Source organism: Streptomyces sp. ISL-96, assembly GCF_018614035.1.
Classification (GTDB): domain Bacteria; phylum Actinomycetota; class Actinomycetes; order Streptomycetales; family Streptomycetaceae; genus Streptomyces.
On record NZ_JAGGPA010000034.1, the window covers coordinates 81,734 to 106,215 of the forward strand.

At 70.8% G+C, this 24,482-nt stretch carries 21 protein-coding genes; 18 read left to right on the forward strand and 3 right to left on the reverse strand.

Translation table 11 applies throughout. The features are described 5' to 3' along the window. The first annotated feature begins 38 nt into the window (after positions 1–38). The 11 genes from J7E96_RS21880 (at position 39) to J7E96_RS21930 (ending at position 15,045) form a co-directional block, all read left to right on the forward strand. On the forward strand, positions 39–1,664 hold the full coding sequence (locus J7E96_RS21880; protein ID WP_215133361.1) for a PucR family transcriptional regulator: 1,626 nt from the start codon (positions 39–41) through the stop codon (positions 1,662–1,664). A gap of 263 nt (positions 1,665–1,927) precedes the next feature. Continuing rightward, a complete protein-coding gene (locus J7E96_RS21885; protein WP_215133362.1) occupies positions 1,928–3,373 on the forward strand; it encodes an aldehyde dehydrogenase family protein in 1,446 nt (481 codons plus the stop codon). Positions 3,374–3,570: 197 nt separating this feature from the next. Beyond that, complete coding sequence (locus J7E96_RS21890; protein ID WP_215133363.1) at positions 3,571–5,520, forward strand: acyl-CoA dehydrogenase family protein; 1,950 nt, start codon at positions 3,571–3,573, stop codon at positions 5,518–5,520. A 102-nt stretch (positions 5,521–5,622) separates the two neighbouring features. Continuing rightward, the gene (aroA, locus tag J7E96_RS21895; protein WP_215133364.1) at positions 5,623–6,864 is read left to right on the forward strand and encodes a 3-phosphoshikimate 1-carboxyvinyltransferase; all 1,242 of its coding nucleotides are present in this window, start codon (positions 5,623–5,625) and stop codon (positions 6,862–6,864) included. A gap of 117 nt (positions 6,865–6,981) precedes the next feature. Next, positions 6,982–7,758, forward strand: a complete 777-nt coding sequence (locus tag J7E96_RS21900) for a hypothetical protein (protein ID WP_215133365.1) — start codon at positions 6,982–6,984, stop codon at positions 7,756–7,758. 53 nt (positions 7,759–7,811) lie between these two features. Then, positions 7,812–9,077: a 1-deoxy-D-xylulose-5-phosphate reductoisomerase gene (gene dxr, locus J7E96_RS21905; RefSeq protein ID WP_215133366.1), complete on the forward strand. Its 1,266-nt coding sequence runs from the start codon at positions 7,812–7,814 to the stop codon at positions 9,075–9,077. Further along, positions 9,074–10,375, forward strand: coding sequence for an RIP metalloprotease (locus J7E96_RS21910; RefSeq protein ID WP_215133367.1), 1,302 nt, complete (start codon positions 9,074–9,076; stop codon positions 10,373–10,375). The genes dxr and J7E96_RS21910 overlap by 4 nt, the downstream gene beginning before the upstream one ends. Before the next feature lie 161 nt (positions 10,376–10,536). Beyond that, complete coding sequence (ispG, locus tag J7E96_RS21915; protein WP_215133368.1) at positions 10,537–11,694, forward strand: flavodoxin-dependent (E)-4-hydroxy-3-methylbut-2-enyl-diphosphate synthase; 1,158 nt, start codon at positions 10,537–10,539, stop codon at positions 11,692–11,694. A gap of 129 nt (positions 11,695–11,823) precedes the next feature. Beyond that, positions 11,824–12,669: a GNAT family N-acetyltransferase gene (locus J7E96_RS21920; RefSeq protein WP_215133369.1), complete on the forward strand. Its 846-nt coding sequence runs from the start codon at positions 11,824–11,826 to the stop codon at positions 12,667–12,669. Positions 12,670–12,695: 26 nt separating this feature from the next. Continuing rightward, positions 12,696–13,268 (forward strand): GNAT family N-acetyltransferase, encoded by a 573-nt coding sequence (locus tag J7E96_RS21925; RefSeq protein WP_215133370.1) that lies wholly within the window; start codon positions 12,696–12,698, stop codon positions 13,266–13,268. 70 nt (positions 13,269–13,338) lie between these two features. Then, complete coding sequence (locus J7E96_RS21930) at positions 13,339–15,045, forward strand: proline--tRNA ligase (protein WP_215133371.1); 1,707 nt, start codon at positions 13,339–13,341, stop codon at positions 15,043–15,045. Between the two features lie 181 nt (positions 15,046–15,226). On the opposite strand, the gene J7E96_RS21935 is transcribed toward J7E96_RS21930, so the two are convergent. Genes J7E96_RS21935 through J7E96_RS21945 form a run of 3 tightly spaced genes read right to left on the reverse strand, consistent with a single transcriptional unit; the run spans position 15,227 to position 17,141 of the window. Continuing rightward, positions 15,227–16,123, reverse strand: a complete 897-nt coding sequence (locus tag J7E96_RS21935; protein ID WP_215133372.1) for an aminoglycoside phosphotransferase family protein — start codon at positions 16,121–16,123, stop codon at positions 15,227–15,229. A 35-nt stretch (positions 16,124–16,158) separates the two neighbouring features. Continuing rightward, positions 16,159–16,632, reverse strand: a complete 474-nt coding sequence (locus J7E96_RS21940; RefSeq protein WP_251070244.1) for a ferritin-like domain-containing protein — start codon at positions 16,630–16,632, stop codon at positions 16,159–16,161. Continuing rightward, a complete protein-coding gene (locus tag J7E96_RS21945) occupies positions 16,629–17,141 on the reverse strand; it encodes a hypothetical protein (protein ID WP_215133373.1) in 513 nt (170 codons plus the stop codon). Before J7E96_RS21945 ends, J7E96_RS21940 begins: the two co-directional genes overlap by 4 nt. A 164-nt stretch (positions 17,142–17,305) precedes the next feature. Here J7E96_RS21945 and rimP point away from each other — a divergent pair, with 164 nt between their 5' ends. The 7 genes from rimP to truB all read left to right on the forward strand — a co-directional run bounded on the left by rimP (position 17,306) and on the right by truB (position 24,328). Beyond that, positions 17,306–17,806 (forward strand): ribosome maturation factor RimP, encoded by a 501-nt coding sequence (gene rimP, locus J7E96_RS21950; RefSeq protein ID WP_215133374.1) that lies wholly within the window; start codon positions 17,306–17,308, stop codon positions 17,804–17,806. Between the two features lie 2 nt (positions 17,807–17,808). Continuing rightward, the gene (nusA, locus tag J7E96_RS21955; RefSeq protein ID WP_215133375.1) at positions 17,809–18,813 is read left to right on the forward strand and encodes a transcription termination factor NusA; all 1,005 of its coding nucleotides are present in this window, start codon (positions 17,809–17,811) and stop codon (positions 18,811–18,813) included. A 75-nt stretch (positions 18,814–18,888) separates the two neighbouring features. Continuing rightward, complete coding sequence (locus tag J7E96_RS21960; RefSeq protein ID WP_215133376.1) at positions 18,889–19,167, forward strand: YlxR family protein; 279 nt, start codon at positions 18,889–18,891, stop codon at positions 19,165–19,167. A gap of 156 nt (positions 19,168–19,323) precedes the next feature. Continuing rightward, on the forward strand, positions 19,324–22,494 hold the full coding sequence (gene infB, locus J7E96_RS38505; protein WP_215133377.1) for a translation initiation factor IF-2: 3,171 nt from the start codon (positions 19,324–19,326) through the stop codon (positions 22,492–22,494). Between the two features lie 151 nt (positions 22,495–22,645). After that, entirely contained in the window at positions 22,646–22,939 is a 294-nt protein-coding gene (locus J7E96_RS21970; protein ID WP_215133378.1) for a DUF503 domain-containing protein, read from the forward strand. Between the two features lie 25 nt (positions 22,940–22,964). After that, complete coding sequence (gene rbfA, locus J7E96_RS21975; protein ID WP_215133379.1) at positions 22,965–23,429, forward strand: 30S ribosome-binding factor RbfA; 465 nt, start codon at positions 22,965–22,967, stop codon at positions 23,427–23,429. Further along, positions 23,426–24,328, forward strand: a complete 903-nt coding sequence (gene truB, locus J7E96_RS21980; RefSeq protein ID WP_215133380.1) for a tRNA pseudouridine(55) synthase TruB — start codon at positions 23,426–23,428, stop codon at positions 24,326–24,328. Before rbfA ends, truB begins: the two co-directional genes overlap by 4 nt. Positions 24,329–24,482: the final 154 nt, after the last annotated feature.

A 24,482-nucleotide genomic window follows, 5' to 3' on the forward strand; every position in this document is an offset into this window, starting at 1 on the left:
ACGGCGAAAAAACCCTTCTCCCTAAGGTCATACCGTCCATGCCGCCCACGCTCGCCTCGCTCGTCCACCACTCGGCGCTCAAGCTCACCGTGCGCGCCGGGGAGGACCGGCTGGACACGCCGGTGCGCTGGGCTCACGTCAGTGAGCTCCCGGACCCCGTGCCGTACATGGAGGGCGGTGAACTCCTCCTCGTCACCGCCGTGAAGCTCGAAGCCGAGGACCCGGAAGTGATGCGCCGGTACGTGCGGCGGCTGGCCGGGGCGGGTGTCGTGGGGCTCGGCTTCGCCGTCGGCGTCCATTACGACGACGTCCCGCAGGCGCTCGTCGACGCCGCCACCGAGGAGGGGCTGCCGCTGCTGGAAGTGCCGCGCCGTACGCCCTTCATCGCCATCAGCAAGGCCGTCTCCGCCGCCAACGCCGCCGACCAGTATCGCGCGGTGACCGCCGGTTTCGAGGCGCAGCGCGAGCTGACGAAGGCGGCGCTGTCGGGCGACGGGCCGGGGGATCTGCTGGCCCGCCTCGCGTCGCACGTCAACGGGTGGGCGGCGCTGTACGACGTCTCCGGGGCGGTGGTCGCCTCCGCGCCCGACTGGGCCGCGCGCAGGGCCGCCCGGCTGACCGCCGACGTCGAACGCCTGCGGGAGCGGCCCGCGCCGGCGAGTTCCGTCGTCGGCGGCGGCGGCGCGGACAGCGACGCCGAGGCGGACGACCGCGTGGAGCTGCAGTCGCTGGGCGCAGGGCGGCGCGTGCGGGGCGTACTGGCGGTCGGGACGGGCGCTCCGCTGGGGACGGCCGAGCGGTACGCCGTCCACTCGGCGATCGCGCTCCTGACCCTGACCACGGAGCGGTCGCGGTCGTTGCAGGCGGCCGAGCAGCGGCTGGGCGCGGCGGTGCTGCGGATGCTGCTGGCTGGGGAACCGGACCATGCGCGGGCGGTCGCCGGCGACCTGTACGGGGCGCTGCTGGACGCCCCCTTCCGCCTCCTCATCGCCGAGCCGACGGCCGCGGAGGCGGAGGGCGCGGACGCGGGGTCCGACCCGTTGCACGGGCTTGCCGACGCGATGGAGTCGGCGGCGATGCGGGCGGGGGAGCCGGTGCTGGTGGTTCCGGACGGCGACCGGCTGGTGGTGCTGGCGGCGGACGGGGGCGACGCGGTGCGAGCATGCCTCGCCCATACGGAGGCGCGGCGCGGCGATTCGGCGCGACCGCACGAGCCGGCGGACGAGGACGAGCTGGTGGTCGGTCTTTCGGCACCGGCCGGCCCGATTGCGGCGGTCGGCGCGTACAAGCAGGCGGAGCAGGCGCTCTCGGTGGCGCGGCGCCGGGGGCGTGCGCTGGTCGAGCACGAGGAGCTGGCGGCGGGCTCGGTGATGCAGCTGCTGGCGGACGACGCGGTGCGATCTTTCGCGGACGGGACGCTGCGGGCACTGCACGAGCACGACGCGAAGGGCCGCGGCGACCTGATCGCCTCGCTGCGGGCGTGGCTGTCGCGCCACGGCCAGTGGGACGCGGCGGCGGCGGACCTGGGCGTTCACCGGCATACGCTGCGGTACCGGATGCGGAGGGTCGAGGAAATCCTGGGCCGGTCGCTGGACGACGCGGATGTGCGGATGGAGCTGTGGCTGGCGCTCAAGGCGACGGGGGCGGGGTCCGGCTCCGCCTGAGTAGGGTCCCGCCGGGGGGCTACCGGAGCGGCGCGGGGGTGCCTGCGGCGCTGTGTTCCCCTACCCGCCCCTCCTGGACTGGGGCGTAAAGCGCCGCAGGCGACCCGCACCACACCGCCCGCACCAAGGCGCAGAACCGTGTCGTCCTCCAAACCGGCGTCCCCGCCACCCGCAGCACTCCATCCCGGACAAACGACCTTCCGCCCCCGCACCCCTACCGTGGTGACATCAGCACCCACCCCCTCGGAAGGGCCGGAAACGATATGACTTCCACCCACGCCTTCTGGCTCGCCGGCCGCCAGGCCACCGGCGAGGACGCGTTCGACGTCACGTCCCCCTGGGACGGCCGGCTCGTCGGCAAGGTGAGCATCCCCACCGACGCGCAGGTCGAAGAGGCCGTCGCGGCCGCGTACGCCGTCGAGAACGAGTTCGCGGCGACCCCCGCGCACGTGCGCGCCGCCGCCCTCGACCACGTCAGCAAGCGCCTCGTCGAGCGCACCGAAGAGATCGCGCAGCTCATCTCCGCGGAGAACGGCAAGCCGATCAAGTGGGCCCGCGGCGAAGTCGGCCGCGCCGTTTCCGTGTTCCGGTTCGCAGCCGAGGAAGCCCGCCGTTTCAACGGCGGCGAGGCCCAGCGCCTCGACACCGACGCCGGCGGCACCGGCCGCCTCGCCCTGACGCGCCGCTTCCCCCGCGGCACGATCCTCGGCATCGCGCCGTTCAACTTCCCGCTGAACCTCTGCGCCCACAAGGTCGCCCCGGCCATCGCCGTAGGCGCGCCCATCATCCTCAAGCCGGCGCCCGCCACACCGCTCTCCGGCCTGATCCTGGGTGAGCTGCTCGCCGAGACCGACCTCCCGGCCGGCTCCTGGTCCGTCCTCCCCGTCGCCAACGACAAGATGCCGGCCCTCGTCCAGGACGAGCGTCTGCCCGTCATCTCGTTCACCGGTTCCGAGAAGGTCGGTTACGCGATCATGGACTCGGTGCCGCGCAAGCACTGCACCCTGGAGCTCGGCGGCAACGGCGCGGCCGTCGTCCTCGCCGACTGGGCCTCGGACCAGGACCTGGACTGGGCCGCGACCCGCATCGCGACCTTCTCCAACTACCAGGCCGGCCAGTCCTGCATCTCCGTGCAGCGCGTGATCGCCGACGCCTCCGTGTACGAGCGTCTCGTCCCGAAGATCGTCGCGGCCGTCGAGTCCCAGGTCACCGGCGACCCGAACGACGCCGGCACCGACGTCGGCCCGCTGGTCAACGAGGACGCCGCCAAGCGCGTCGAGTCGTGGGTCGAGGAGGCCGTCAAGGCGGGCGCGACGCTGCTCACCGGCGGCAAGCGCGACGGCGCTTCGTACGCCCCGACCGTTCTCGCCGACGTACCGGCCGACACCACGATCTCCTGCGAGGAGGTCTTCGGCCCGGTCCTGACGGTCCGTAAGGTCGAGGGCGAGGCCGAGGCGTTCGCCGCGGTCAACGACTCCAAGTTCGGCCTCCAGGCGGGCGTGTTCACGCACGACCTCCAGACGGCCTTCCGCGCCCACCGCGAGCTGGAGGTCGGCGGCGTGATCGTCGGCGACGTCCCCTCGTACCGCGCGGACCAGATGCCGTACGGCGGCGTCAAGCAGTCCGGCGTCGGCCGCGAGGGTGTGCGGTACGCGATGGACGACTACACGTACGAGCGGGTCATGGTCTTCACGGGCCTCGCCCTCTGACCTCGTACGACACCAGAGCCACGGCCGGAGCCCACTGTGCGGGGGCTCCGGCCGTTCCCTTGTGCCGCGAGCCGGGCCGTGTGCCGATCGGTGCGCCAGGGGTGGTGAGGATGCCGGGAATCGGGTAGATACGGACGAGTAAAACCGGGCGGTAATGCGACCGGCCGGGCCACGACTCGCGGCGAGGTGAGCTCCTCATGTCCGCACAACCGACCAAGCAGCCCAAGCAGCCCAAGGTCTCCGAACGCGAAGCACGGCAGGTCGCCGAGGCGGCGCGCGAACAGGACTGGCGAAAGCCGAGTTTCGCCAAGGAACTCTTCCTCGGCCGCCTGCGCATGGACCTCATCCATCCGCATCCGATGCCGCCGCCCGAGGACGCGGCACGCGGAGAGGCGTTTCTCGACAAGCTCCGCGTCTTCTGCGAGGAGAAGATCGACGGCGCGCAGATCGAGCGCGACGCGAAGATCCCCGACGAGGTGATCAACGGGCTCAAGGAGCTCGGCGCGCTCGGCATGAAGATCGACATCAAGTACGGCGGCCTCGGCCTCACCCAGGTGTACTACAACAAGGCCCTGGCGCTCGTCGGCTCGGCCAACCCGGCCATCGGCGCGCTCCTGTCGGCGCATCAGTCGATCGGCGTACCCCAGCCGCTCAAACTTTTCGGCACGCAGGAGCAGAAGGACGCCTTCCTGCCGCGACTCGCCCGTACCGACATCTCCGCCTTCCTCCTCACCGAGCCGGACGTCGGCTCGGACCCGGCCCGGCTAGCGACCACGGCCGTTCCCGACGGCGACTCGTACGTCATGGACGGCGTGAAGCTCTGGACGACCAACGGCGTGGTCGCCGACCTCCTGGTCGTCATGGCGCGCGTGCCCAAGTCCGAGGGCCACAAGGGCGGCATCACCGCCTTCGTGGTGGAGGCGGACGCGCCGGGCATCACCGTCGAGAACCGCAACGCCTTCATGGGGCTGCGCGGCCTGGAGAACGGCGTCACCCGCTTCCACCAGGTACGGGTCCCCGCCGCGAACCGCATCGGCCCGGAGGGCGCCGGCCTCAAGATCGCACTCACCACGCTCAACACCGGACGCCTGTCGCTGCCCGCGATGTGCGTGGGCGCGGGCAAGTGGTGTCTGAAGATCGCCCGCGAGTGGTCGTCGGTGCGTGAGCAGTGGGGCAAGCCGGTCGCCTACCACGAGGCGGTGGGATCGAAGATCTCCTTCATCGCGGCGACCACCTTCGCTCTCGAAGCGGTCCTGGACCTCTGCTCGCAGATGGCCGACGAGGACCGTAACGACATCCGCATCGAGGCCGCCCTCGCCAAGCTGTACGGCAGCGAAATGGCCTGCCTGATGGCCGACGAACTGGTCCAGATCCGCGGCGGCCGCGGCTTCGAGACGGCGGACTCCCTGGCGGCGCGGGGCGAGCGGGCCGTACCGGCCGAGCAGATGCTGCGCGACCTGCGCATCAACCGGATCTTCGAGGGCTCGACCGAGATCATGCACCTGCTGATCGCGCGCGAGGCGGTCGACGCCCACCTGAAGGTGGCGGGCGACATCATCGACCCCGACAAGCCGCTGTCGGCGAAGGCGAAGGCGGGCGCGAACGCGGCAGGCTTCTACGCCAAGTGGCTCCCGAAGCTGGTGACGGGACCGGGTCAGCTTCCGGGCTCGTACACCGAGTTCCACCCTCCCGGGCACCCGGACCTCTCGACCCACCTCCGCTACGCCGAACGCACGGCGCGCAAGCTCGCCCGCTCCACCTTCTACGCCATGTCGCGCTGGCAGGGCCGCATGGAGACGAAGCAGGGCTTCCTCGGCCGGATCGTCGACATCGGCGCGGAGCTCTTCGCGATGAGCGCGGCGTGCGTACGGGCCGAACTCCTGCGTACGACAACGGATCACGGCCGCGAGGCGTACCAACTGGCCGATGTCTTCTGCCGCCAGTCCCGCATCCGGACGGAAGAACTCTTCAACCGGCTGTGGACCAACACCGACGACCTCGACCACAAGGTCGTCAAGGGCGTCCTGGCCGGTACGTACACCTGGCTGGAGCAGGGCATCGTCGACCCGAGCGGCGAAGGCCCCTGGATCGCGGAGGCCGCCCCCGGCCCCTCGCAACGGGAGAACGTCCACCGTCCGATCCGCTGAGGAACGGTGCCTGAAGCCCGGCGGGCCCCGCCGGGCTTCAGGCGTGTCCAAAGGGCGAAACGCCCCGAAGCGCACCAAGCCCCACCCGGCAGGATGGGGCCCGTGACCGTCGTAGACATCCCCGGCTCCAAGTCCGTGACCGCGCGCGCCCTCTTTCTCGCCGCCGCGGCCGCCGGAACCACCACCCTCCTGCGCCCGCTGAGCTCGGACGACACCGAGGGCTTCACCGAAGGGCTCGGCAGGCTCGGGTACCGGGTGGAGCGCGGGCCCGACGCCTGGCGCGTCGAGGGCCGCCCGTCGGGCCCGGCCGCCGTCGAAGCCGACGTCTACTGCCGCGACGGCGCCACCACCGCCCGCTTCCTGCCCACGCTTGCCGCCGCAGCCGCGTCAGGTACGTACCGCTTTGACGCATCGCCGCAGATGCGCCGCCGCCCGCTCGCCCCGCTCACCGACGCGCTGCGCGCGCTCGGCGTCGACCTGCGCCACGAGGAGGCCGAGGGTCACCACCCGCTGCGCATCGCCGCCGCCGGCGTCAAGGGCGGCGAAGTCACCCTGGACGCGGGGGAGTCGTCGCAGTACCTGACCGCGCTCCTGATGCTCGGCCCGCTCACCGAGGAGGGCCTGCGCATCACCGTCACCGACCTGGTCTCGGCGCCGTACGTCGAGATCACTCTCGCGATGATGCGTAGCTTCGGCGCCGAAGTGACGCGCGAGGGGAGCGTTTTCAGCGTCGCGCCCGGCGGCTACCGCGCGACGACGTACGCCGTCGAACCCGACGCCTCCACCGCGAGCTACTTCTTCGCCGCGGCGGCGATCTCGCGCGGCCGGGAGGTCACCGTCCCCGGTCTCGGCGCGGGCGCGCTCCAGGGGGACCTGCGCTTCGTCGACGTACTGGAACGGATGGGCGCGCAGGTCCGTATCACCGCGGACGCCACCACGGTCCGGGGCACCGGCACGCTGAGCGGCCTCACGGTCAACATGCGCGACATCTCCGACACCATGCCGACGCTGGCCGCCATCGCGCCGTACGCCGCCGGACCGGTCCGTATCGAGGACGTGGCCAACACGCGCGTGAAGGAGTGCGACCGGCTGGAGGCGTGCGCGGAGAATCTGCGCCGGATGGGCATCACGGTCGCCACCGGCCCCGACTGGATCGAGATCCACCCCGGCACGCCCCGCCCCACCGAAATCGCGACGTACGGCGACCACCGCATGGCGATGTCCTTCGCCGTCACGTCACTGCGCACCGCACCGCCCGGTGTCACCTTCGACGACCCCGGCTGTGTACGGAAGACCTTCCCGGCCTTCCACGAGTCCTTCGCGGCGCTTCAGCGAGCCTGGTGACCCTGCTCCTTTTCGTACGGGCGGTTGGGCGGCCGGAGGCGGCGCCTGTGGCGCGAACCGCACCCATGCACCACAATCGTGCGTTCACCCACGCATCAACGGAACCAGAGGTCACGCATGTTCGGGGCGGGAAAGCGAAACAGCCGACGGCGTGGGGCGGCCCTCGCGATGGGCGGCCTGCTGCTCGCGGGAGCGGTCGCCTGCGGCGGCAGCGGCGGCAGGGAGGGCGACGGCGGCCAGGACGACAACAAGCCCAGCGGCAAGGCCAAAGCCACCGCGAAAGGGCCCAAGGCGCTCACCGAGGCGCAGCTCACCGCCGCCTCCTTCACCGACGGCGAGACGGTCGGCAAGTACACCGCGTCCGAGTTCACCCTCGGCGCGCCCCACGGCGACGACTACACCGCCGACCCCGCCGTCTGCCAGCCCCTGGTCAGCCTCGCCGCCGATGTCACCGACTACGACCTGAAGACCGAGGTCAGCCGCCAGGTCGACGTCCCGGACGAGACGCTCGGCCTCACCGTCGCCGTCCAGCTCCGCTCGTACGGAGGTGGCGACGCCGCCCGCGTCATGAAGGACCTGGGCAAGGCCGGCGAGGAGTGCGCCGACGGCTTCACCGAGGTGCGGGCCATCGCCAAGGGCAAGTACCTCAAGGTCGAGCCGGTCGAGGCCCCCGACTTCGGGGCCGGCGCGGACGAGGCCAGGGCGTACCACTTCACGATTCTCGACGTGAAGGGGAAGCTCAAGCTCCACGAGTACCTCACCGTCGTACGCTCCGGCTCGGCCACCCTCTCCTTCCGCGGCGAGATCACCGACACCAAGGACATCGGCGGCGTGCCCAAGGAAGTCACCGACGCCCAGTGGGAGAAGTTCCGGGCGGCGGTCGGCACGAAGTGACGGGAAACGGAGTCGCTGTCCAACCAGTGAGCCATTGCGGCAACAATGGGGGCATGAGCGACAGCCCAGCCCCCCTCGCCGACCCGCACATCGCCTTCGACCCGTCCGAAGGCCGCCGGGACATCGTCGTCCTCGGTTCCACCGGGTCCATCGGTACCCAGGCCATCGACCTGGTGCTCCGCAACCCCGCCCGCTTCCGCGTCACCGCGCTCTCCGCGGCCGGCGGCCGGGTCGGACTGCTCGCCGAGCAGGCGCGGAAGCTGCGGGTCCGCAGCGTCGCGGTCGCCCGTGAGGACGCCGTGCCCGCCCTGCGCGAGGCGCTCAAGGCCCAGTACGGGAGCGCGGAACCCCTTCCCGAGATCCTGGCCGGGCCCGATGCCGCCACCGAGGTCGCCGCATCGCCGTGCCACACCGTCCTCAACGGCATCACCGGATCCATCGGCCTCGCCCCGACCCTCGCCGCCCTCGAAGCCGGCCGCACGCTCGCCCTCGCGAACAAGGAGTCGCTGATCGTCGGCGGCCCGCTCGTGAAGGCGCTCGCCAAGCCGGGGCAGATCATCCCCGTCGACTCCGAGCACGCCGCGCTGTTCCAGGCCCTGGCCGGCGGCACCCGCGCCGACGTCCGCAAGCTCGTCGTCACCGCGTCCGGCGGCCCCTTCCGCGGCCGTACGAAGGCCGAACTGGCCCACGTCACCCGCGAGGACGCCCTCGCTCACCCCACCTGGGCCATGGGCCCGGTGATCACGGTCAACTCGGCGACACTCGTCAACAAGGGGCTGGAGGTCATCGAGGCGCACCTCCTCTACGACATTCCCTTCGACCGCATTGAGGTCGTCGTCCACCCGCAGTCGTATGTTCACTCAATGGTGGAATTCACCGACGGCTCGACGCTCGCCCAGGCGACGCCGCCCGACATGCGCGGTCCGATCGCCATCGGCATCGGCTGGCCCGAGCGCGTCCCCGACGCCGCTCCCGCCTTCGACTGGTCCAAGGCGTCGACGTGGGAGTTCTACCCGCTCGACAACGACGCTTTCCCCTCTGTGGGACTGGCCCGCCACGTCGGTACGCTCGCGGGCACGGCCCCGGCGGTGTTCAATGCCGCGAACGAGGAATGCGTCGACGCGTTTCTCGCGGGACGGCTGCCGTTCACAGGAATCGTGGATACGGTCGCCGAAGTCGTGGCCGAGCATGGCAGCCCCCGTACGGGAACCTCGCTCACGGTCACGGACGTCCTGGAAGCCGAGACCTGGGCACGCGCCCGGGCCCGTGAAATCGCAGTACAGACAGCTGCACAGGCAACAGCGGAGGCTCGCGCATGACGACGGTCCTGTTGACGGTCCTCGGGATAGTCATCTTCTTTGTCGGGCTGCTCATCTCCATCGCCTGGCACGAGCTCGGCCACCTCTCGACCGCCAAGCTCTTCGGCGTCCGCGTGCCGCAGTACATGGTCGGCTTCGGCCCGACCATCTGGTCGCGGCACAAGGGCGAGACGGAGTACGGCGTCAAGGCGATTCCGCTCGGCGGCTACATCCGCATGATCGGAATGTTCCCGCCGGGCGCCGACGGGAAGATCGAGGCCAGGTCGACATCGCCGTGGCGCGGCATGATCGAGGACGCCCGTTCGGCGGCGTACGAGGAACTTCAGCCGGGCGACGAGACGCGCCTCTTCTACACGCGCAAGCCGTGGAAGCGCGTGATCGTGATGTTCGCCGGTCCCTTCATGAACCTGATCCTCGCCGTGGCGATCTTCCTCGGCGTCTTCATGACGATCGGCCTGAACCAGCAGACGACCACGGTCGACACCGTCGTCCCCTGTGTCGTCGCGCAGAGCGAGAACCGCGACTGCCGCAAGGGCGACCCGGCGTCGCCCGCCAAGGCCGCCGGCCTGGAGAAGGGCGACAAGATCGTCGCCTTCAACGGGCAGCCCGTCGATGACTGGACCACCCTCTCGGACCGTATCCGCGAGACCATCGGCCCCGCCTCGATCACTGTCGAGCGCGACGGCCGGGAGAAGGTCCTCCAGGCGACGCTGATCGCCAACAAGGTCGCCAAGAAGGACGCCCAGGGCCAGCCCGTCGAAGATCAGTACGTCAAGGCCGGCTACCTCGGCTTCGGCCCCGGCATGGCCGTCACCCCGCTGTCCTTCACCGACTCGCTGGACCACATGGGCGTCATGATCGAGTCCGGTGTCGACTCGCTCATCGCCCTGCCGTCCAAGGTCCCCGACCTGTGGAACGCGGCGTTCAACGGCGAGGAGCGCAAGGCCGACTCCCCGATGGGCGTGGTCGGCGCGGCCCGCGTCGGCGGCGAGATCCTCGGGCTCGGGCTGCCCATGGAGAACACCGCCGCGATGATGCTGTTCCTCGTCGGAGGCTTCAACCTCTCCCTCTTCCTCTTCAACATGCTTCCGCTCCTGCCACTGGACGGCGGGCACATCGCAGGGGCCCTGTGGGAGTCGCTGAGGCGCAATGTGGCGAAGGTCTTCCGGCGCCCCGACCCGGGTCCCTTCGACGTCGCGAAGCTGATGCCCCTCGCGTACGTCGTCGCCGGGATCTTCATCTGCTTCACCGCGCTGGTCCTCGTAGCCGATGTCGTGAACCCGGTTCGAATCTCCTGACACAAGCAGTTCACCGGCGGCCCACCATTGGGTGTACTTGTGGGTGGACTTGCCGAAGCGGAGCGACGTGGTGTGCTCCGGGCTTTCGCGGTGACGTAACCTCGAAGTCCGGAGCCCGCCGATCTCGGGACCTTGATCCACACCTTGGGGTTGCACAGCAGATGACTGCAATTTCTCTCGGAATGCCGTCCGTTCCGACGAAGCTCGCCGACCGAAGGGTCAGCCGCAAGATCCAGGTCGGATCTGTGGCGGTCGGCGGGGACGCACCCGTCTCGGTGCAGTCGATGACGACCACCAGGACGTCCGACATCGGCGCCACGCTCCAGCAGATCGCGGAGCTGACCGCCTCGGGCTGCCAGATCGTACGCGTGGCATGTCCCACCCAGGACGACGCCGACGCGCTCGCGACCATCGCGCGCAAGTCGCAGATCCCGGTGATCGCGGACATCCACTTCCAGCCGAAGTACGTCTTCGCCGCCATCGACGCCGGCTGCGCGGCGGTCCGGGTGAACCCGGGCAACATCAAGCAGTTCGACGACAAGGTGAAGGAGATCGCCAAGGCGGCCTCCGCCGCCGGCACCCCGATCCGCATCGGCGTGAACGCGGGCTCCCTCGACGCGCGCCTGCTCGCGAAGTACGGCAAGGCCACGCCGGAGGCGCTCGTCGAGTCCGCCCTGTGGGAAGCCTCCCTCTTCGAGGAGCACGGCTTCGGCGACATCAAGATCTCGGTCAAGCACAACGACCCGGTCGTGATGGTCAACGCCTACCGGCAGCTCGCCGCCCAGTCCGACTACCCGCTGCACCTCGGTGTCACGGAGGCCGGACCGGCCTTCCAGGGCACCATCAAGTCGGCGGTCGCCTTCGGCGCGCTGCTGAGCGAGGGCATCGGCGACACCATCCGCGTCTCGCTGTCCGCGCCGCCCGTCGAAGAGGTCAAGGTGGGCCTCCAGATCCTGGAGGCGCTCAACCTCAAGCAGCGCCGCCTGGAGATCGTCTCCTGCCCGTCCTGCGGCCGCGCCCAGGTCGACGTCTACAAGCTCGCCGACCAGGTCGCCGCCGGCCTCGACGGCCTTGAGGTCCCGCTGCGCGTCGCCGTCATGGGCTGCGTCGTCAACGGCCCCGGCGAGGCCCGCGAGGCCGACCTCGGTGTCGCCTCCGGCAACGGCAAGGGCCAGATCTTCGTCAAGGGCGAGGTCATCAAGACCGTGCCCGAGTCGAAGATCGTCGAGACGCTCATCGAAGAGGCGATGAAGATCGCCGAGCAGATGGAGAAGGACGGCGTCATGTCGGGCGAGCCCGAGGTCTCCGTCAGCAGCTGACCTCTCCGCACTACGACGACGCGACGGAGCCCCGCCCCCACCGGCAGGGCTCCGTCCCGTTTTGCGGCGTCCCCGAGGAGCGCCCGGTAGAGTGCGGAGATCAGAAGACCGTACGGTGAGGCCCCTCACGTGTTGACTCAGACCACTACCCGGGTCCTCGACCCCGGCGAACTCGGCGCCGCGCTCGCCATCCTCGAAAGCGAGCCCGTCGCCAACGCCTTCGTGACCTCACGCGTCCAGGCCGCCGGTCTCGACCCGTGGCGCCTGGGCGGTGAGATGTGGGGCTGGTACGCCGACGGCCGGCTCCGCTCGCTCTGCTACTCCGGCGCCAACCTGGTCCCGATCTGCGCGACCCCCGAAGCGGTACGCGCCTTCGCCGACCGGGCCCGCAGGGCCGGCCGCCGCTGCTCCTCGATCGTCGGCCCCGCCGAGGCCACCGGGCAGCTGTGGCGCCTGCTGGAACCCAGCTGGGGCCCGGCCCGTGACGTACGCCGGCACCAGCCGCTCATGGTCACCGACCAGCCCTCGCCCGACATCCGGCCAGACCCCCGCGTCCGCCGCATCCGCAAGAGCGAGATCGACGTGATCATGCCCGCGTGCGTGGCGATGTTCACCGAGGAGGTCGGTGTCTCGCCGCTCGCGGGCGACGGCGGACTGCTCTACCAGGCGCGGGTCGCCGAACTCGTCGCCGCCGGGCGCTCGTTCGCCCGTATCGACGACGGCAAGGTCGTCTTCAAGGCCGAGATCGGCGCCGCCACCCCGCAGGCCTGCCAGATCCAGGGCGTCTGGGTGGCCCCCGAGTACCGAGGCCGCGGCCTCTCCGAGACCGGCATGGCGGCCGTGCTGCGCTACGCGCTGGCCGATGTCGCGCCCGTGGTCAGCCTGTACGTGAACGACTTCAACACGGCCGCGCGTGCCTCGTACCGGAGGGTCGGCTTCCGCGAGGTTGGCGCGTTTATGAGCGTGTTGTTCTGAGGCGAGCGCCCAGTAGGGTGCAATTCATGGCACCTCTTGCCGGGGGCGAACCCCGGACCCCCGCCGTCGTGGTAGCGCCGGTCGACCTCGCCGAGCGCGTGGACGAGGCGCTCGCCGTACAGGCCCTGGCCTTCGGCCTCACCGACGACGAGATCGGTGTACGCCGTCACATCGTGCTGCGGCACCTCCTCAGCCCCGGCGCGCGGGCGCTCGGCGCCACGACGCCCGAAGGCCGGCTCGTCGGCTTCGTCTACGGGATGCCGAACGACCGCACGCACTGGTGGTCCACCGTCGTCGAGCCGTACCTGCGCAGGGCGGGCAACGACGACTGGCTCGACGACTCCTTCGTCATCACCGAACTGCACGTCGACCCCTCCCACCAGGCACGCGGCATCGGACGCGAGCTGATCACCACCATCACGGACACCGCCGAGCAGCCCCGCTCGATCCTCTCCGCGATCGACATCGAGAGCCCGGCCCGCGGCCTCTACCGGGCACTGGGTTACGTCGACCTGGCCCGCCAGGTGCACTTCCCGAGCGCGCCCAGGCCGTACGCGGTGATGGGCGCGCCCCTCCCGCTGCGCCGTTACGGCGCGTAACGGATTTCCCGGTGCCTGTGCCACCCGGCTAACCTCCTTGCCATCACACTTTTCTTCGCAGGAGTTCACCATGGCCCAGGTCCAGCGCATGTCCCGTCTGATGGTCAAGACACTGCGTGACGACCCGGCGGACGCCGAGACGCTCAGCCACAAGCTGCTGGTGCGCGCAGGTTACGTCCGCCGGAACGCAGCGGGGATCTGGACCTGGCTCCCGCTGGGCAAGAAGGTCCTCGACAACATCTCGCGCGTCGTGCGCGAGGAGATGGACGGCATCGGCGCCCAGGAGGTGCTGCTGCCGGCGCTTCTGCCCAAGGAGGCGTACGAGGCGAGCGGGCGCTGGGAGGAGTACGGCGACCTGCTGTTCCGCCTCAAGGACCGCAAGGGCGCCGACTACCTCCTCGGCCCGACGCACGAAGAGATCTTCACGCAGACGGTCAAGGACCAGTGCACGTCCTACAAGGACCTGCCGGTGATGCTCTACCAGATCCAGGTCAAGTACCGCGACGAGGCGCGTCCGCGCTCCGGCGTGCTGCGCGGCCGTGAGTTCCACATGAAGGACTCGTACTCCTTCGACACGACGGACGAGGGCCTCGCCGAGTCCTACGCGCTGCACCGCGCCGCCTACCAGAAGATCTTCGCGCGTCTCGGCCTCGACTACCGCATCGTCTCCGCCGTGTCCGGCGCGATGGGCGGCTCGGCGTCGGAGGAGTTCCTGGCCCCGGCCGCGGCCGGCGAGGACACCTTCGTGGACTGCCCGGCGTGCGACTACGCGGCGAACACTGAGGCCGTGACCTTCAGCGCGGAGGCCGTCGCCGCCGCGTACGACGGCTCGGAGCACGGTCCGGTGGAGGAGCTGGACACCCCGAACACCCCGACGATCGAGACCCTGGCCGACCACCTGGGCGTACCGGCGTCGGCGACGCTGAAGAACCTGCTGGTCAAGGTCGACGGCGAGATCGTCGCCGTCGGCATCCCCGGCGACCGGGAGGTCGACCTCGGCAAGCTCGGCGAGCACCTGGCGCCGGCCGTTGTCGAGCTGGTCACGGCCGAGGACTTCGTGGGCCGTCCCGATCTCGTACGGGGCTATGTCGGCCCGCAGGGCCTGGAGAAGGTCCGCTACATCGCCGACCCGCGCGTCGCGGCCGGCACGGCCTGGATCACCGGCGCCAACAAGCCCGACACCCACGCCAAGAACGTCGTCGCGGGCCGCGACTTCGAGGTCGACGACTACCTGGACGTCGTCGTCGTCGAGGAGGGCGACCCCTGCCCGAACTGCGGCACCGGGCTGAAGCTCGACCGCGCGATCGAGATCGGCCACATCTTCCAGCTCGGCCGCAAGTACGCCGACACCTTCCAGCTCGACGTGCTCGGCCAGCAGGGCAAGCCGGTCCGCGTGACCATGGGCTCGTACGGCATCGGCGTCTCGCGCGCGGTGGCCGCGCTGGCTGAGCAGTCCGCCGACGACAAGGGCCTGTGCTGGCCGGCGGAGATCGCGCCGGCGGACGTGCACGTGGTCGCGGCCGGCAAGGCGCTCCAGACCGAGCTGGCGGTGGAGGTCGCGGAGAAGCTGGGCGCGGCGGGGCTGCGGGTGCTGGTGGACGAGCGTCCGGGCGTCTCGCCGGGCGTGAAGTTCACGGATGCCGAGCTCATCGGCGTACCGAAGATCCTGGTGGCGGGGCGCCGCAGTGCTGAGGGCGTGGTTGAGCTGAAGGACCGCCGCACGGGTGAGCGCGAGGAGCTGACGGTCGACGAGGCGATCGCCCGCCTTACGGCCTGACGGCCGGCGACCCCGGCTGGGGGCGGGTGCGGGTCCGGGGTCTGGGGCGGAGCCCCAGCCACCCCCGGCCACTCCAGCCCGTCCGGCGCTTGAGGACCGGGGTCTGGGGCGGCGCCCCAGTTCGGGAAGGGGCGGGTCGGGGAAAGCCCCGCGCAGCGGATCCGAGGCCGGGCCAGGCCGGTTACAGCCAGCCGGCGAACTCCAGCAGGAGTTCCGCGTCCTGGTGGCGGCCGGCCGCTCGCGCCCGTACGCCCGACTCCACCGCCCGGAACAGCGTCCACCCGTGCAGCCTGGCCCGGTCGACGTCCAGGGAATCGGCGAGCTTATTTACCCGGCGGCGGGTGGCGGACGCGCCCCCGGCAGAGGCGACCAGGTCCTCGACCCGGTCACGGACCAGCCGTGCCAGGTCGTACGCCCGCTCACCCACCAGCGGATCCGGCCCGACCGCCAGCCACGGCGCCCGGTCGCCGGCCAGCACCTTGCCCTGCCTGAAGTTGCCGTGCAGGAGCAGGAGTTCGGCCGCGGACGACGTCAGTTCGTCGCGGGCCGCCAGGGCGGCTTCGACCAGTGGGGCCAGCTCCGGGTCGGCGGAGCGGCGCATCGCCGCCGCCTGGCGGGCCGTGCGCTCGGCGACGGTCTCGAAGGGGTGGTCCGGGGGCGGCTCGATCCACAGCCGGCGTACGATCCCGGCCGCCTCCAGGAGAGCCTTGGCCTCCGGCAGGGAACGCAGCGAGACCTCGGAGTGCAGGTGCTCCAGCAGGAGTTCACCGGCCTTGGCGTCCCCGTCGAGCAGCTGGACCGCTCCCCAGCCGTTCCAGTGCGCCAGCGCCGCCCGCTCCAGCGCGGGCCCCGCCGCTTCCGGTGCGATCTTGAGCGCGGCCGGGGAGCCGTCCTGCTGGCGTACGAGGACGACCAGGCTGCTCCTGCCGCCGGGGTTCTGCACCCGCTCGACGGTCAACTTCCAACGGGACACGGCCTCTTCGGCCAGCACGGGCAACTGCCCGAGCCAGGCGGCGGCCACGTCCGGGTACACCTCGCCGAGCGCCCGTACGAGACGCTGCGGCGGTTCAAAAGGCATGCGTGTGGTGTCCCCTTCAAAGGCCGGTTCAAAGCTCACTGCTTGCGGCTCACGTCGGGCGTGGTCAGCTCGGCGAGCCCCGGAAAGGCTACGCCGCGTCCCCGCCAGCGCACCGCCCGCACCGCTGCCTCCCGCAGCGCCCCCGCCGCCTCGCGCCGCAGCGGCCCCCCGGCGGCGCGTACGACGTCGGAGTAGACCCCGGCCACCCGGTCCTCCAGCTCGGCGGCGAGACGTACCGCAGCCGCCGCGTCGGGCACCGGAAAGGGCAGGGCGTACGCGGCGGCCGCGGCCACCGGGGTGGCACCCAGGTCGCGCACGGTCCGCTGCAGCGCGTCGCGCCGCGAGCGGTGGGCGTCGTACGCCTCCCGCGCCTCACCCCGGCGCTCGTCGGCGACCCGGCCGCCGACGACTCCGTACCCGTACACGGCGGCGTGCTCGGCGGCCAGCGCGGCCTGCACGGCCTCCACCGCCCGCATGGCGGTCGGTGTCGTCGGCGTCGTCCCGCTCATCGGCCGTCGCTCCCCTCAGTCAGCAGATACACGTGCGCGGCGCCGGCCGCGGCCACGGACGCCAGCAGCCGTGCCAGCTCCGGCGGCGCTTCGACGAGAGCCGCGGTGTGCGCGTCGGCGGCCCGCTGCTCCTCGGCGGCGAGCTCCTTGAGCGCGGCCCTGTGCTCACCTGCGACGGGCGGGGGCGCGCCCGCACGGCCCGCCGCACCCTCGCCCCGCAGCGCGTCCGCCTGCCTGGCCACCGCTTCGCGCAGCGGCTCAAGCCGCTCGGCGGCGGAAGGGTGGGCGGCGATGACGGCGTCGTAGTGCGCCAGCAGTGTCCGCCTGGTCCGGGCGGACCGCTTGCGCAGCCCGGCCTCGGCGCGCAGCGCGGCGGCCACGGCATCGGCCGTCGAGCCTTCCCCGCCCCCCGGAGCCGAATCCTCCGCACACCCGCCGGTCAGCAGCGCGACCGCAGCGGCCCCGGTCGCCGCGAGCGCACCCCTGCGTGTGGTTTCCGTGCGCCGCACCTGTGTCTCCCTCGGGCCTCAGCGGTGATCACCGCAGGCGAGCGTACCTGCGGCTCCCCGGCAGGCTGACGGCAACACCCCTCGGGACCGGATACCCTTTGATCTGACACGCGACGACACGCGACGATCCACACAACAGCACACGCGGCCGAGGAGTCACCCGGATGAGCACCACCCAGAGCGACAGGCTGCGCGCACTCCTGGAACCACTGGTCAGCGCGGAAGGCCTCGATCTGGAAGACATCGAGGTGTCCCGGGCCGGCAGACGCCGCCAGCTGAGGATCGTCGTCGACTCCGACGAAGGCGTGGAGCTCGACGCCTGTGCCGACCTGAGCCGCGCCATCTCCGAGAAGCTCGACGAGACGCCGGATGTGATGGGCGAGGGCGAGTACGTCCTCGAAGTCAGCTCCCCGGGCGCCGACCGCCCGCTGTCGGAGCACCGCCACTACGCACGGGCCACCGGCCGCCTGGCCAAGCTGACGCTGCACGACGGCAGCGAGCTGGTCGCACGCATTCTGACCGTGGACGACGAGGGACTAGACCTCGAAGTGCCGGGCGTGAAGGGCCGCAAGCCCACCGCCCGCCGGGTCGCCTTCGCGGACATCGCCAAGGCGCGCGTGGAGATCGAATTCAGTCGCAAGGACAAGAAGGAAGAGGAGGCGTAGCCATGGATATCGACGTAAAGCTCCTGAAGGGCTTGGCGAAGGAAAAGGAGATCTCCTTCGACCTGATGGTCGAGGCGATCGAAGCGGCCCTCCTCATCGCGTACCACCGCACCGAGGGAAGCTTCCGCCGCGCGCGCGTGGAGCTCAACCGCGAGACCGGGCATGTGACGGTCTGGGCGAAGGAAGACCCAGCGGATCTCGAAGAGGGCCAGGAGCCCAAGGAGTTCGACGACACCCCGTCCGACTTCGGGCGGATCGCGGCCAGCACCGCCAAGCAGGTCATCCTCCAGCGTCTGCGCGACGCCGAGGACGACCGGACCTTCGGCGAGTACGCGGGCCACGAGGGCGATGTCGTCACCGGCGTCGTGCAGCAGGGCAGGGACCCCAAGAACGTCCTCGTCGACATCGGCAAGCTGGAAGCCATCCTGCCCGTGCAGGAGCAGGTGCCGGGCGAGGAGTACACGCACGGTCTGCGCCTGCGGTCGTACGTCGTACGAGTGGCCAAGGGTGTGCGCGGTCCGTCCGTGACGCTGTCCCGGACCCACCCGAACCTCGTGAAGAAGCTCTTCGCCCTCGAAGTGCCGGAGATCGCCGACGGCTCGGTCGTCATCGAGGCCATCGCCCGCGAGGCCGGCCACCGCTCCAAGATCGCCGTACGCTCGACGCGGTCGGGGCTCAACCCCAAGGGCGCCTGCATCGGCCCGATGGGCGGCCGTGTGCGCAATGTCATGGCCGAGCTGCACGGCGAGAAGATCGACATCGTGGACTGGTCGGACGACCCGGCCGAGATGGTCGCCAACGCCCTGTCGCCCGCGCGCGTCAGCAAGGTCGAGATCGTCGACATGGCGGCCCGCTCCGCCCGCGTCACCGTGCCGGACTACCAGCTTTCGCTGGCGATCGGCAAGGAGGGCCAGAACGCCCGCCTCGCCGCCCGGCTGACCGGCTGGCGCATCGACATCCGTTCCGACACCGAGCAGCCGCAGGACCAGTCCTCCGACCAGGACTGAGGCTGTTTTTACGACAACAACCGTTCGATTTCTGCCCCCATGGGGCGAGGTCGCCGCGGGGAGGTAGACTTAATAGTGTCTGGCCGGACGCATGCCCGCGTATGCCCTGAGCGAACCTGTGTGGGATGCCGGGAGCGAGCGGCCAAGCGCGAACTGCTGCGCATCGTGGAGATCGAGGGTGAATGTGTCCCCGATCCTCGCGGTACGCTGCCCGGCCGGGGTGCGTACATTCACCCCGCCCCTGCCTGTCTCGCCCTGGCGGTTCGCCGCCGGGCGTTTCCCCGGGCCTTTCGGGGCCGGGCACCGCTCGACACAACGGCACTGAGCCAGTTTGTCGAGCAGGCAACACCGTAAGAACCGTAAGAACAGAACGGCACGGATAACCGTGCGGTCAGGTACCTCGCGAGTTGGAAGTAGGTCGAGATTGCGATGAGCACTCGATGAGTACGCGATGAGTACGCCCATGAAGTAGCGACGGTCCGGCGGTAACCCGGACCTAAAAGGAGCGAAGTGGCAAAGGTCCGGGTATACGAACTCGCCAAGGAGTTCGGTGTTGAGAGCAAGGTCGTCATGGCCAAGCTCCAAGAACTTGGTGAATTCGTCCGTTCGGCGTCCTCGACGATCGAGGCGCCGGTTGTACGCAAACTGACTGACGCACTGCAGGGTCCCGGCGGCAACGCCGGCAAGTCCGCAGCCAAGCCGGGTGCGCCTCGTAAGGCAGCGCCCGCAAAGCCGTCCCCGGCTACCCCCTCGTCCGCGCCTTCCCCGGCGCAGGCAGCACGTCCCGGCGCCCCGAAGCCCGGCGCACCGGCCCCCAAGCCGGCTGCCGCTGAGGCTCCGGCCTCTCCGGCGGCGTCCGCGCCGTCCGGTGCCCCGCGTCCGGGCCCGAAGCCCGCACCGGCCAAGCCCGCTCCGGCGGCTCCGGTGCCCGCGGCGGAGTTCTCCGCGCCCGAGCCGGCCCAGCCGGCCGCGCCCACCGCCCCCGCACAGCCGCAGCAGGCCCCGCGTCCCGCGGGTGCCACGCCCGGCCCCCGTCCCGCCCGCCCGGCTCCGGCCGGCCAGCGTGACGCCGGTCAGCGCGACGGCGGTGCCCGCGAGGGTGGCCAGCGTGACGACCGCCGTGGTGGCGAGCGTCCCGCGCGTCCCGGTGGCCAGCAGGCCCCCCGTCCCGGTGGTGCCCGTCCCGCGGGTCCCCGTCCGGGCAACAACCCGTTCACCTCTGGTGGCTCCACCGGCATGGCGCGTCCGCAGACGCCCCGTCCGGGTGGCGCCCCGCGTCCCGGCGGCGCCGGTGCCCCCGGTGGCGCCCCGCGTCCGCAGGGTGCTCCCGGTGGCGCTCCGCGTTCCGGCGGCCCCGGCGCCACTGGTGGCGCACGTCCGTCTCCCGGTGGCATGCCCCGTCCGCAGGGCGGCGCCCCGCGACCGGGTGGTGCTCCGGGCGGTAACCGTCCGAACCCCGGCATGATGCCGCAGCGTCCCGCGGCCAGCCCCCGTCCCGGTGGCGGTCCTGGCGGCGGCGGTGGCCGTGGTCCTGGTGGCCCCGGTGGCCGTCCGGCCGGCGGTGGCGGCGGTCGTCCCGGTGGCGGCGGCTTCGCAGGCCGTCCGGCCGGTCCCGGCGGTGGCGGTGGCGGCTTCGCCGGCCGTCCCGGTGGTCCCGGTGGCGGTGGCGGCGCTGGTCGTCCCGGCGGTGGCGGCGGCTTCGGCGGTCGTCCCGGCTTCGGTGGACGTCCCGGCGGCCCCGGTGCCCGTGGTGGCACGCAGGGTGCGTTCGGCCGTCCCGGCGGTCCGGCGCGTCGCGGTCGTAAGTCGAAGAGGCAGAGGCGCCAGGAGTACGAGGCCATGCAGGCCCCGTCGGTAGGCGGCGTCATGCTGCCTCGCGGCAACGGACAGACCGTCCGCCTGTCGCGCGGTGCCTCGCTCACCGACTTCGCCGAGAAGATCAACGCCAACCCGGCGTCGCTCGTCGGCGTGATGATGAACCTCGGCGAGATGGTCACTGCTACGCAGTCCGTCTCCGACGAGACTCTGAAGCTGCTCGCGGACGAGATGAACTTCATCCTCGAGATCGTCAGCCCGGAGGAAGAGGACCGCGAGCTTCTCGAGTCCTTCTCCATCGAGTTCGGCGAGGACGAGGGCGGCGAGGAAATGCTCGTCTCCCGTCCGCCGGTCGTGACCGTCATGGGTCACGTCGACCACGGTAAGACCCGACTGCTGGACGCGATCCGCAAGACGAACGTCGTTGCGGGCGAGGCCGGCGGTATTACGCAGCACATCGGTGCGTACCAGGTCGCCACCGAGGTCAACGGTGAAGAGCGCGCCATCACCTTCATCGACACCCCCGGTCACGAGGCGTTCACCGCCATGCGTGCCCGTGGTGCGAAGTCCACCGACATCGCGATCCTCGTGGTCGCGGCGAACGACGGTGTGATGCCGCAGACGATCGAGGCGCTGAACCACGCCAAGGCGGCCAACGTGCCGATCGTGGTCGCGGTCAACAAGATCGACGTCGAGGGTGCCGACCCGACCAAGGTGCGCGGTCAGCTCACCGAGTTCGGTCTGGTGGCCGAGGAGTACGGCGGCGACACGATGTTCGTCGACATCTCCGCGCGCCAGGGTCTCAACATCGAGCAGCTGCTCGAGGCCGTGATCCTCACCGCGGACGCTTCGCTCGACCTCCGGGCGAACGCCGAGATGGACGCGCAGGGCATCGCCATCGAGGCCCACCTCGACAAGGGCCGCGGCGCCGTCGCCACCGTGCTCGTCCAGCGCGGAACGCTCCGCGTCGGTGACACGATGGTCGCCGGTGACGCGTACGGCCGAGTCCGCGCCATGCTCGACGACAACGGCAACAACGTCGAGGAAGCGGGTCCGTCGACCCCCGTCCTGGTCCTGGGTCTCACCAACGTCCCCGGCGCCGGCGACAACTTCCTGGTCGTCGACGAGGACCGTACGGCCCGCCAGATCGCCGAGAAGCGTGCTGCGCGTGAGCGCAACGCGGCCTTCGCCAAGCGCACCCGCCGGGTGTCCCTCGAGGACCTCGACAAGGTGCTCAAGGCCGGTCTGGTCCAGGACCTCAACATCATCATCAAGGGCGACGCGTCCGGTTCGGTGGAGGCTCTCGAGTCCTCGCTGCTCCAGCTCGACGTCGGTGAAGAGGTTGAGATCCGGGTCCTGCACCGCGGTGTGGGTGCGGTCACCGAGTCCGACATCGACCTGGCGATGGGCTCCGACGCCATCGTCATCGGCTTCAACGTCCGTGCGGCCGGCCGTGCCGCGCAGATGGCGGAGCGCGAGGGCGTGGATGTCCGGTACTACTCGGTCATCTACCAGGCGATCGAAGAGATCGAAGCGGCCCTCAAGGGCATGCTCAAGCCGGAGTACGAAGAGGTCGAGCTCGGTACGGCGGAGATCCGCGAGGTCTTCCGCTCGTCCAAGCTGGGCAACATCGCCGGTGTCCTGGTCCGCTCGGGCGAGGTCAAGCGCAACACCAAGGCGCGCCTCATCCGCGACGGCAAGGTCGTGGCCGAGGACCTCAACATCCAGGGTCTGCGCCGCTTCAAGGACGACGTCACCGAGATCCGGGAAGGCTTCGAGGGTGGTATCAACCTCGGAAACTTCAACGACATCAAGGTCGACGACGTCATCGCGACGTACGAGATGCGCGAGAAGCCGCGCGGCTGAGCCGTGTAGCCAGCCATAGCGCAGTGTGTCGGGGCCGCTCGGCGGAGATTATTTCCGTCGAGCGGCCCCGGCCGTTGCGTGTACGGTTCTTGTGTCCCTGCCAAGTGGTTGGCGGGGCACGACCCCGAACCGGCGGGACATCCGGACACACATGTATGTGGGGACACTGTCCTTCGACCTCCTCCTCGGCGACGTACGGTCGCTGAAGGAGAAGCGCTCCGTAGTACGCCCGCTCGTCGCTGAACTTCAGCGCAAATTCGCCGTGAGTGTGGCGGAAGTCGGCGACCAGGATGTCTACCGCCGGGTCAGGATCGGCGTGGCGGTGGTATCAGGGGAAACAGGGCATCTCACAGATGTACTCGACCGGTGCGAGCGCATGGTCGCCGCCCGGCCCGAGGTGGAGCTGCTGTCGGTACGGCGGCGGCTGCACACAGACGAAGAATGACGAAGCAGAAAGAGGAGACGGACCGGTGACCGACAAAGCGCGGGCCCGCAAGCTGGCCGATCGCATCCAGGTCGTGGTCGCGGAGACCCTGGACCGGCGAATCAAGGATCCGCGACTGGGGTTCGTGACCATCACGGACGCCCGGGTCACCGGTGACCTCCGGGAGGCCACGGTCTTCTACACGGTCTACGGCGACGACGAAGCGCGTGCCGCCTCGGCCGCCGCGCTGGAGAGCGCCAAGGGTGTCCTGCGTTCCGAGGTCGGCCGGCAGACCGGCGTGCGCCACACGCCGTCGCTGGCCTTCGTCGCGGACGCTCTGCCGGACAACGCGCGCACCATCGAGGACCTCCTCGACAAGGCGCGCGCCAAGGACGCCGAGGTGCGCGAGGTGTCGACGGGCAAGACGTACGCCGGCGAGGCCGACCCGTACCGCAAGCCCGAAGACGAGGCTGACGACGAGGCCGAGGACGAGGGCGAAACCGCGGAATGAACAAGCGCACCACCACGACGCCGGACGGCCTTGTCATCGTCGACAAGCCGTCCGGCTTCACTTCGCACGACGTCGTAGCCAAGATGCGCGGGATCGCCAAGACCCGCCGCGTCGGGCACGCCGGCACCCTCGACCCCATGGCGACGGGCGTCCTCGTCCTTGGCATCGAGAAGGCCACGAAGCTCCTCGGCCATCTCGCCCTGACCGAGAAGGAGTACCTCGGTACGATCCGGCTCGGCCAGATCACCGTCACCGACGACGCGGAGGGCGAGATCACCGCGTCCACCGATGCGTCGGGCGTGACGCGGGAAGGCATCGACGCGGGTGTCGCCGAGCTGACCGGCGCCATAATGCAGGTGCCGTCGAAGGTCAGCGCCATCAAGATCGACGGCAAGCGGTCGTACTCACGGGTGCGGGAGGGCGAGGAGTTCGAGATTCCGTCCCGTCCGGTGACCGTCTCGTCCTTCCAGGTGTACGACGTGCGCCCGGCGGTGGCCGAGGACGGGACGCCCGTCGTCGACCTCGTCGTCTCCGTGGTCTGCTCCTCCGGTACGTACATCCGCGCCCTCGCCCGTGACCTCGGCGCGGGTCTCGGCGTCGGCGGTCACCTGACCGCGCTGCGCCGCACCCGGGTCGGCCCGTACGGGCTCGACGCGGCGAGGACGCTGGAGCAGCTCCAGGAGGAGCTCACCGTCATGCCGATCGCCGACGCGGCGGCTGCGGCGTTCGCGCGCTGGGACGTGGACGAGCGGCGCGCGGGCCTGGTGACCAACGGCGTACGGCTCGACATGCCGGCGTACGACACCAGCCCGGTCGCGGTCTTCGGGCCGGAGGGCCGCTTCCTGGCCCTCGTCGAGGAGCACCGGGGCAAGGCGAAGAGTCTCGCGGTATTCGGCTGAGGTTGTGTTCCACCGTGGAGCGGGCAGCCCGTCGGTCGGCCGCTCCACGATCCCCCTCGGAAGGGGTCTGTCCACGCCGCCCCGCCGATTCACCCCTTCGGGCGGGCGCTCGGAGTGAACGACGGGTGCACTGGGGGGCGCTTTCGCTGTGCGT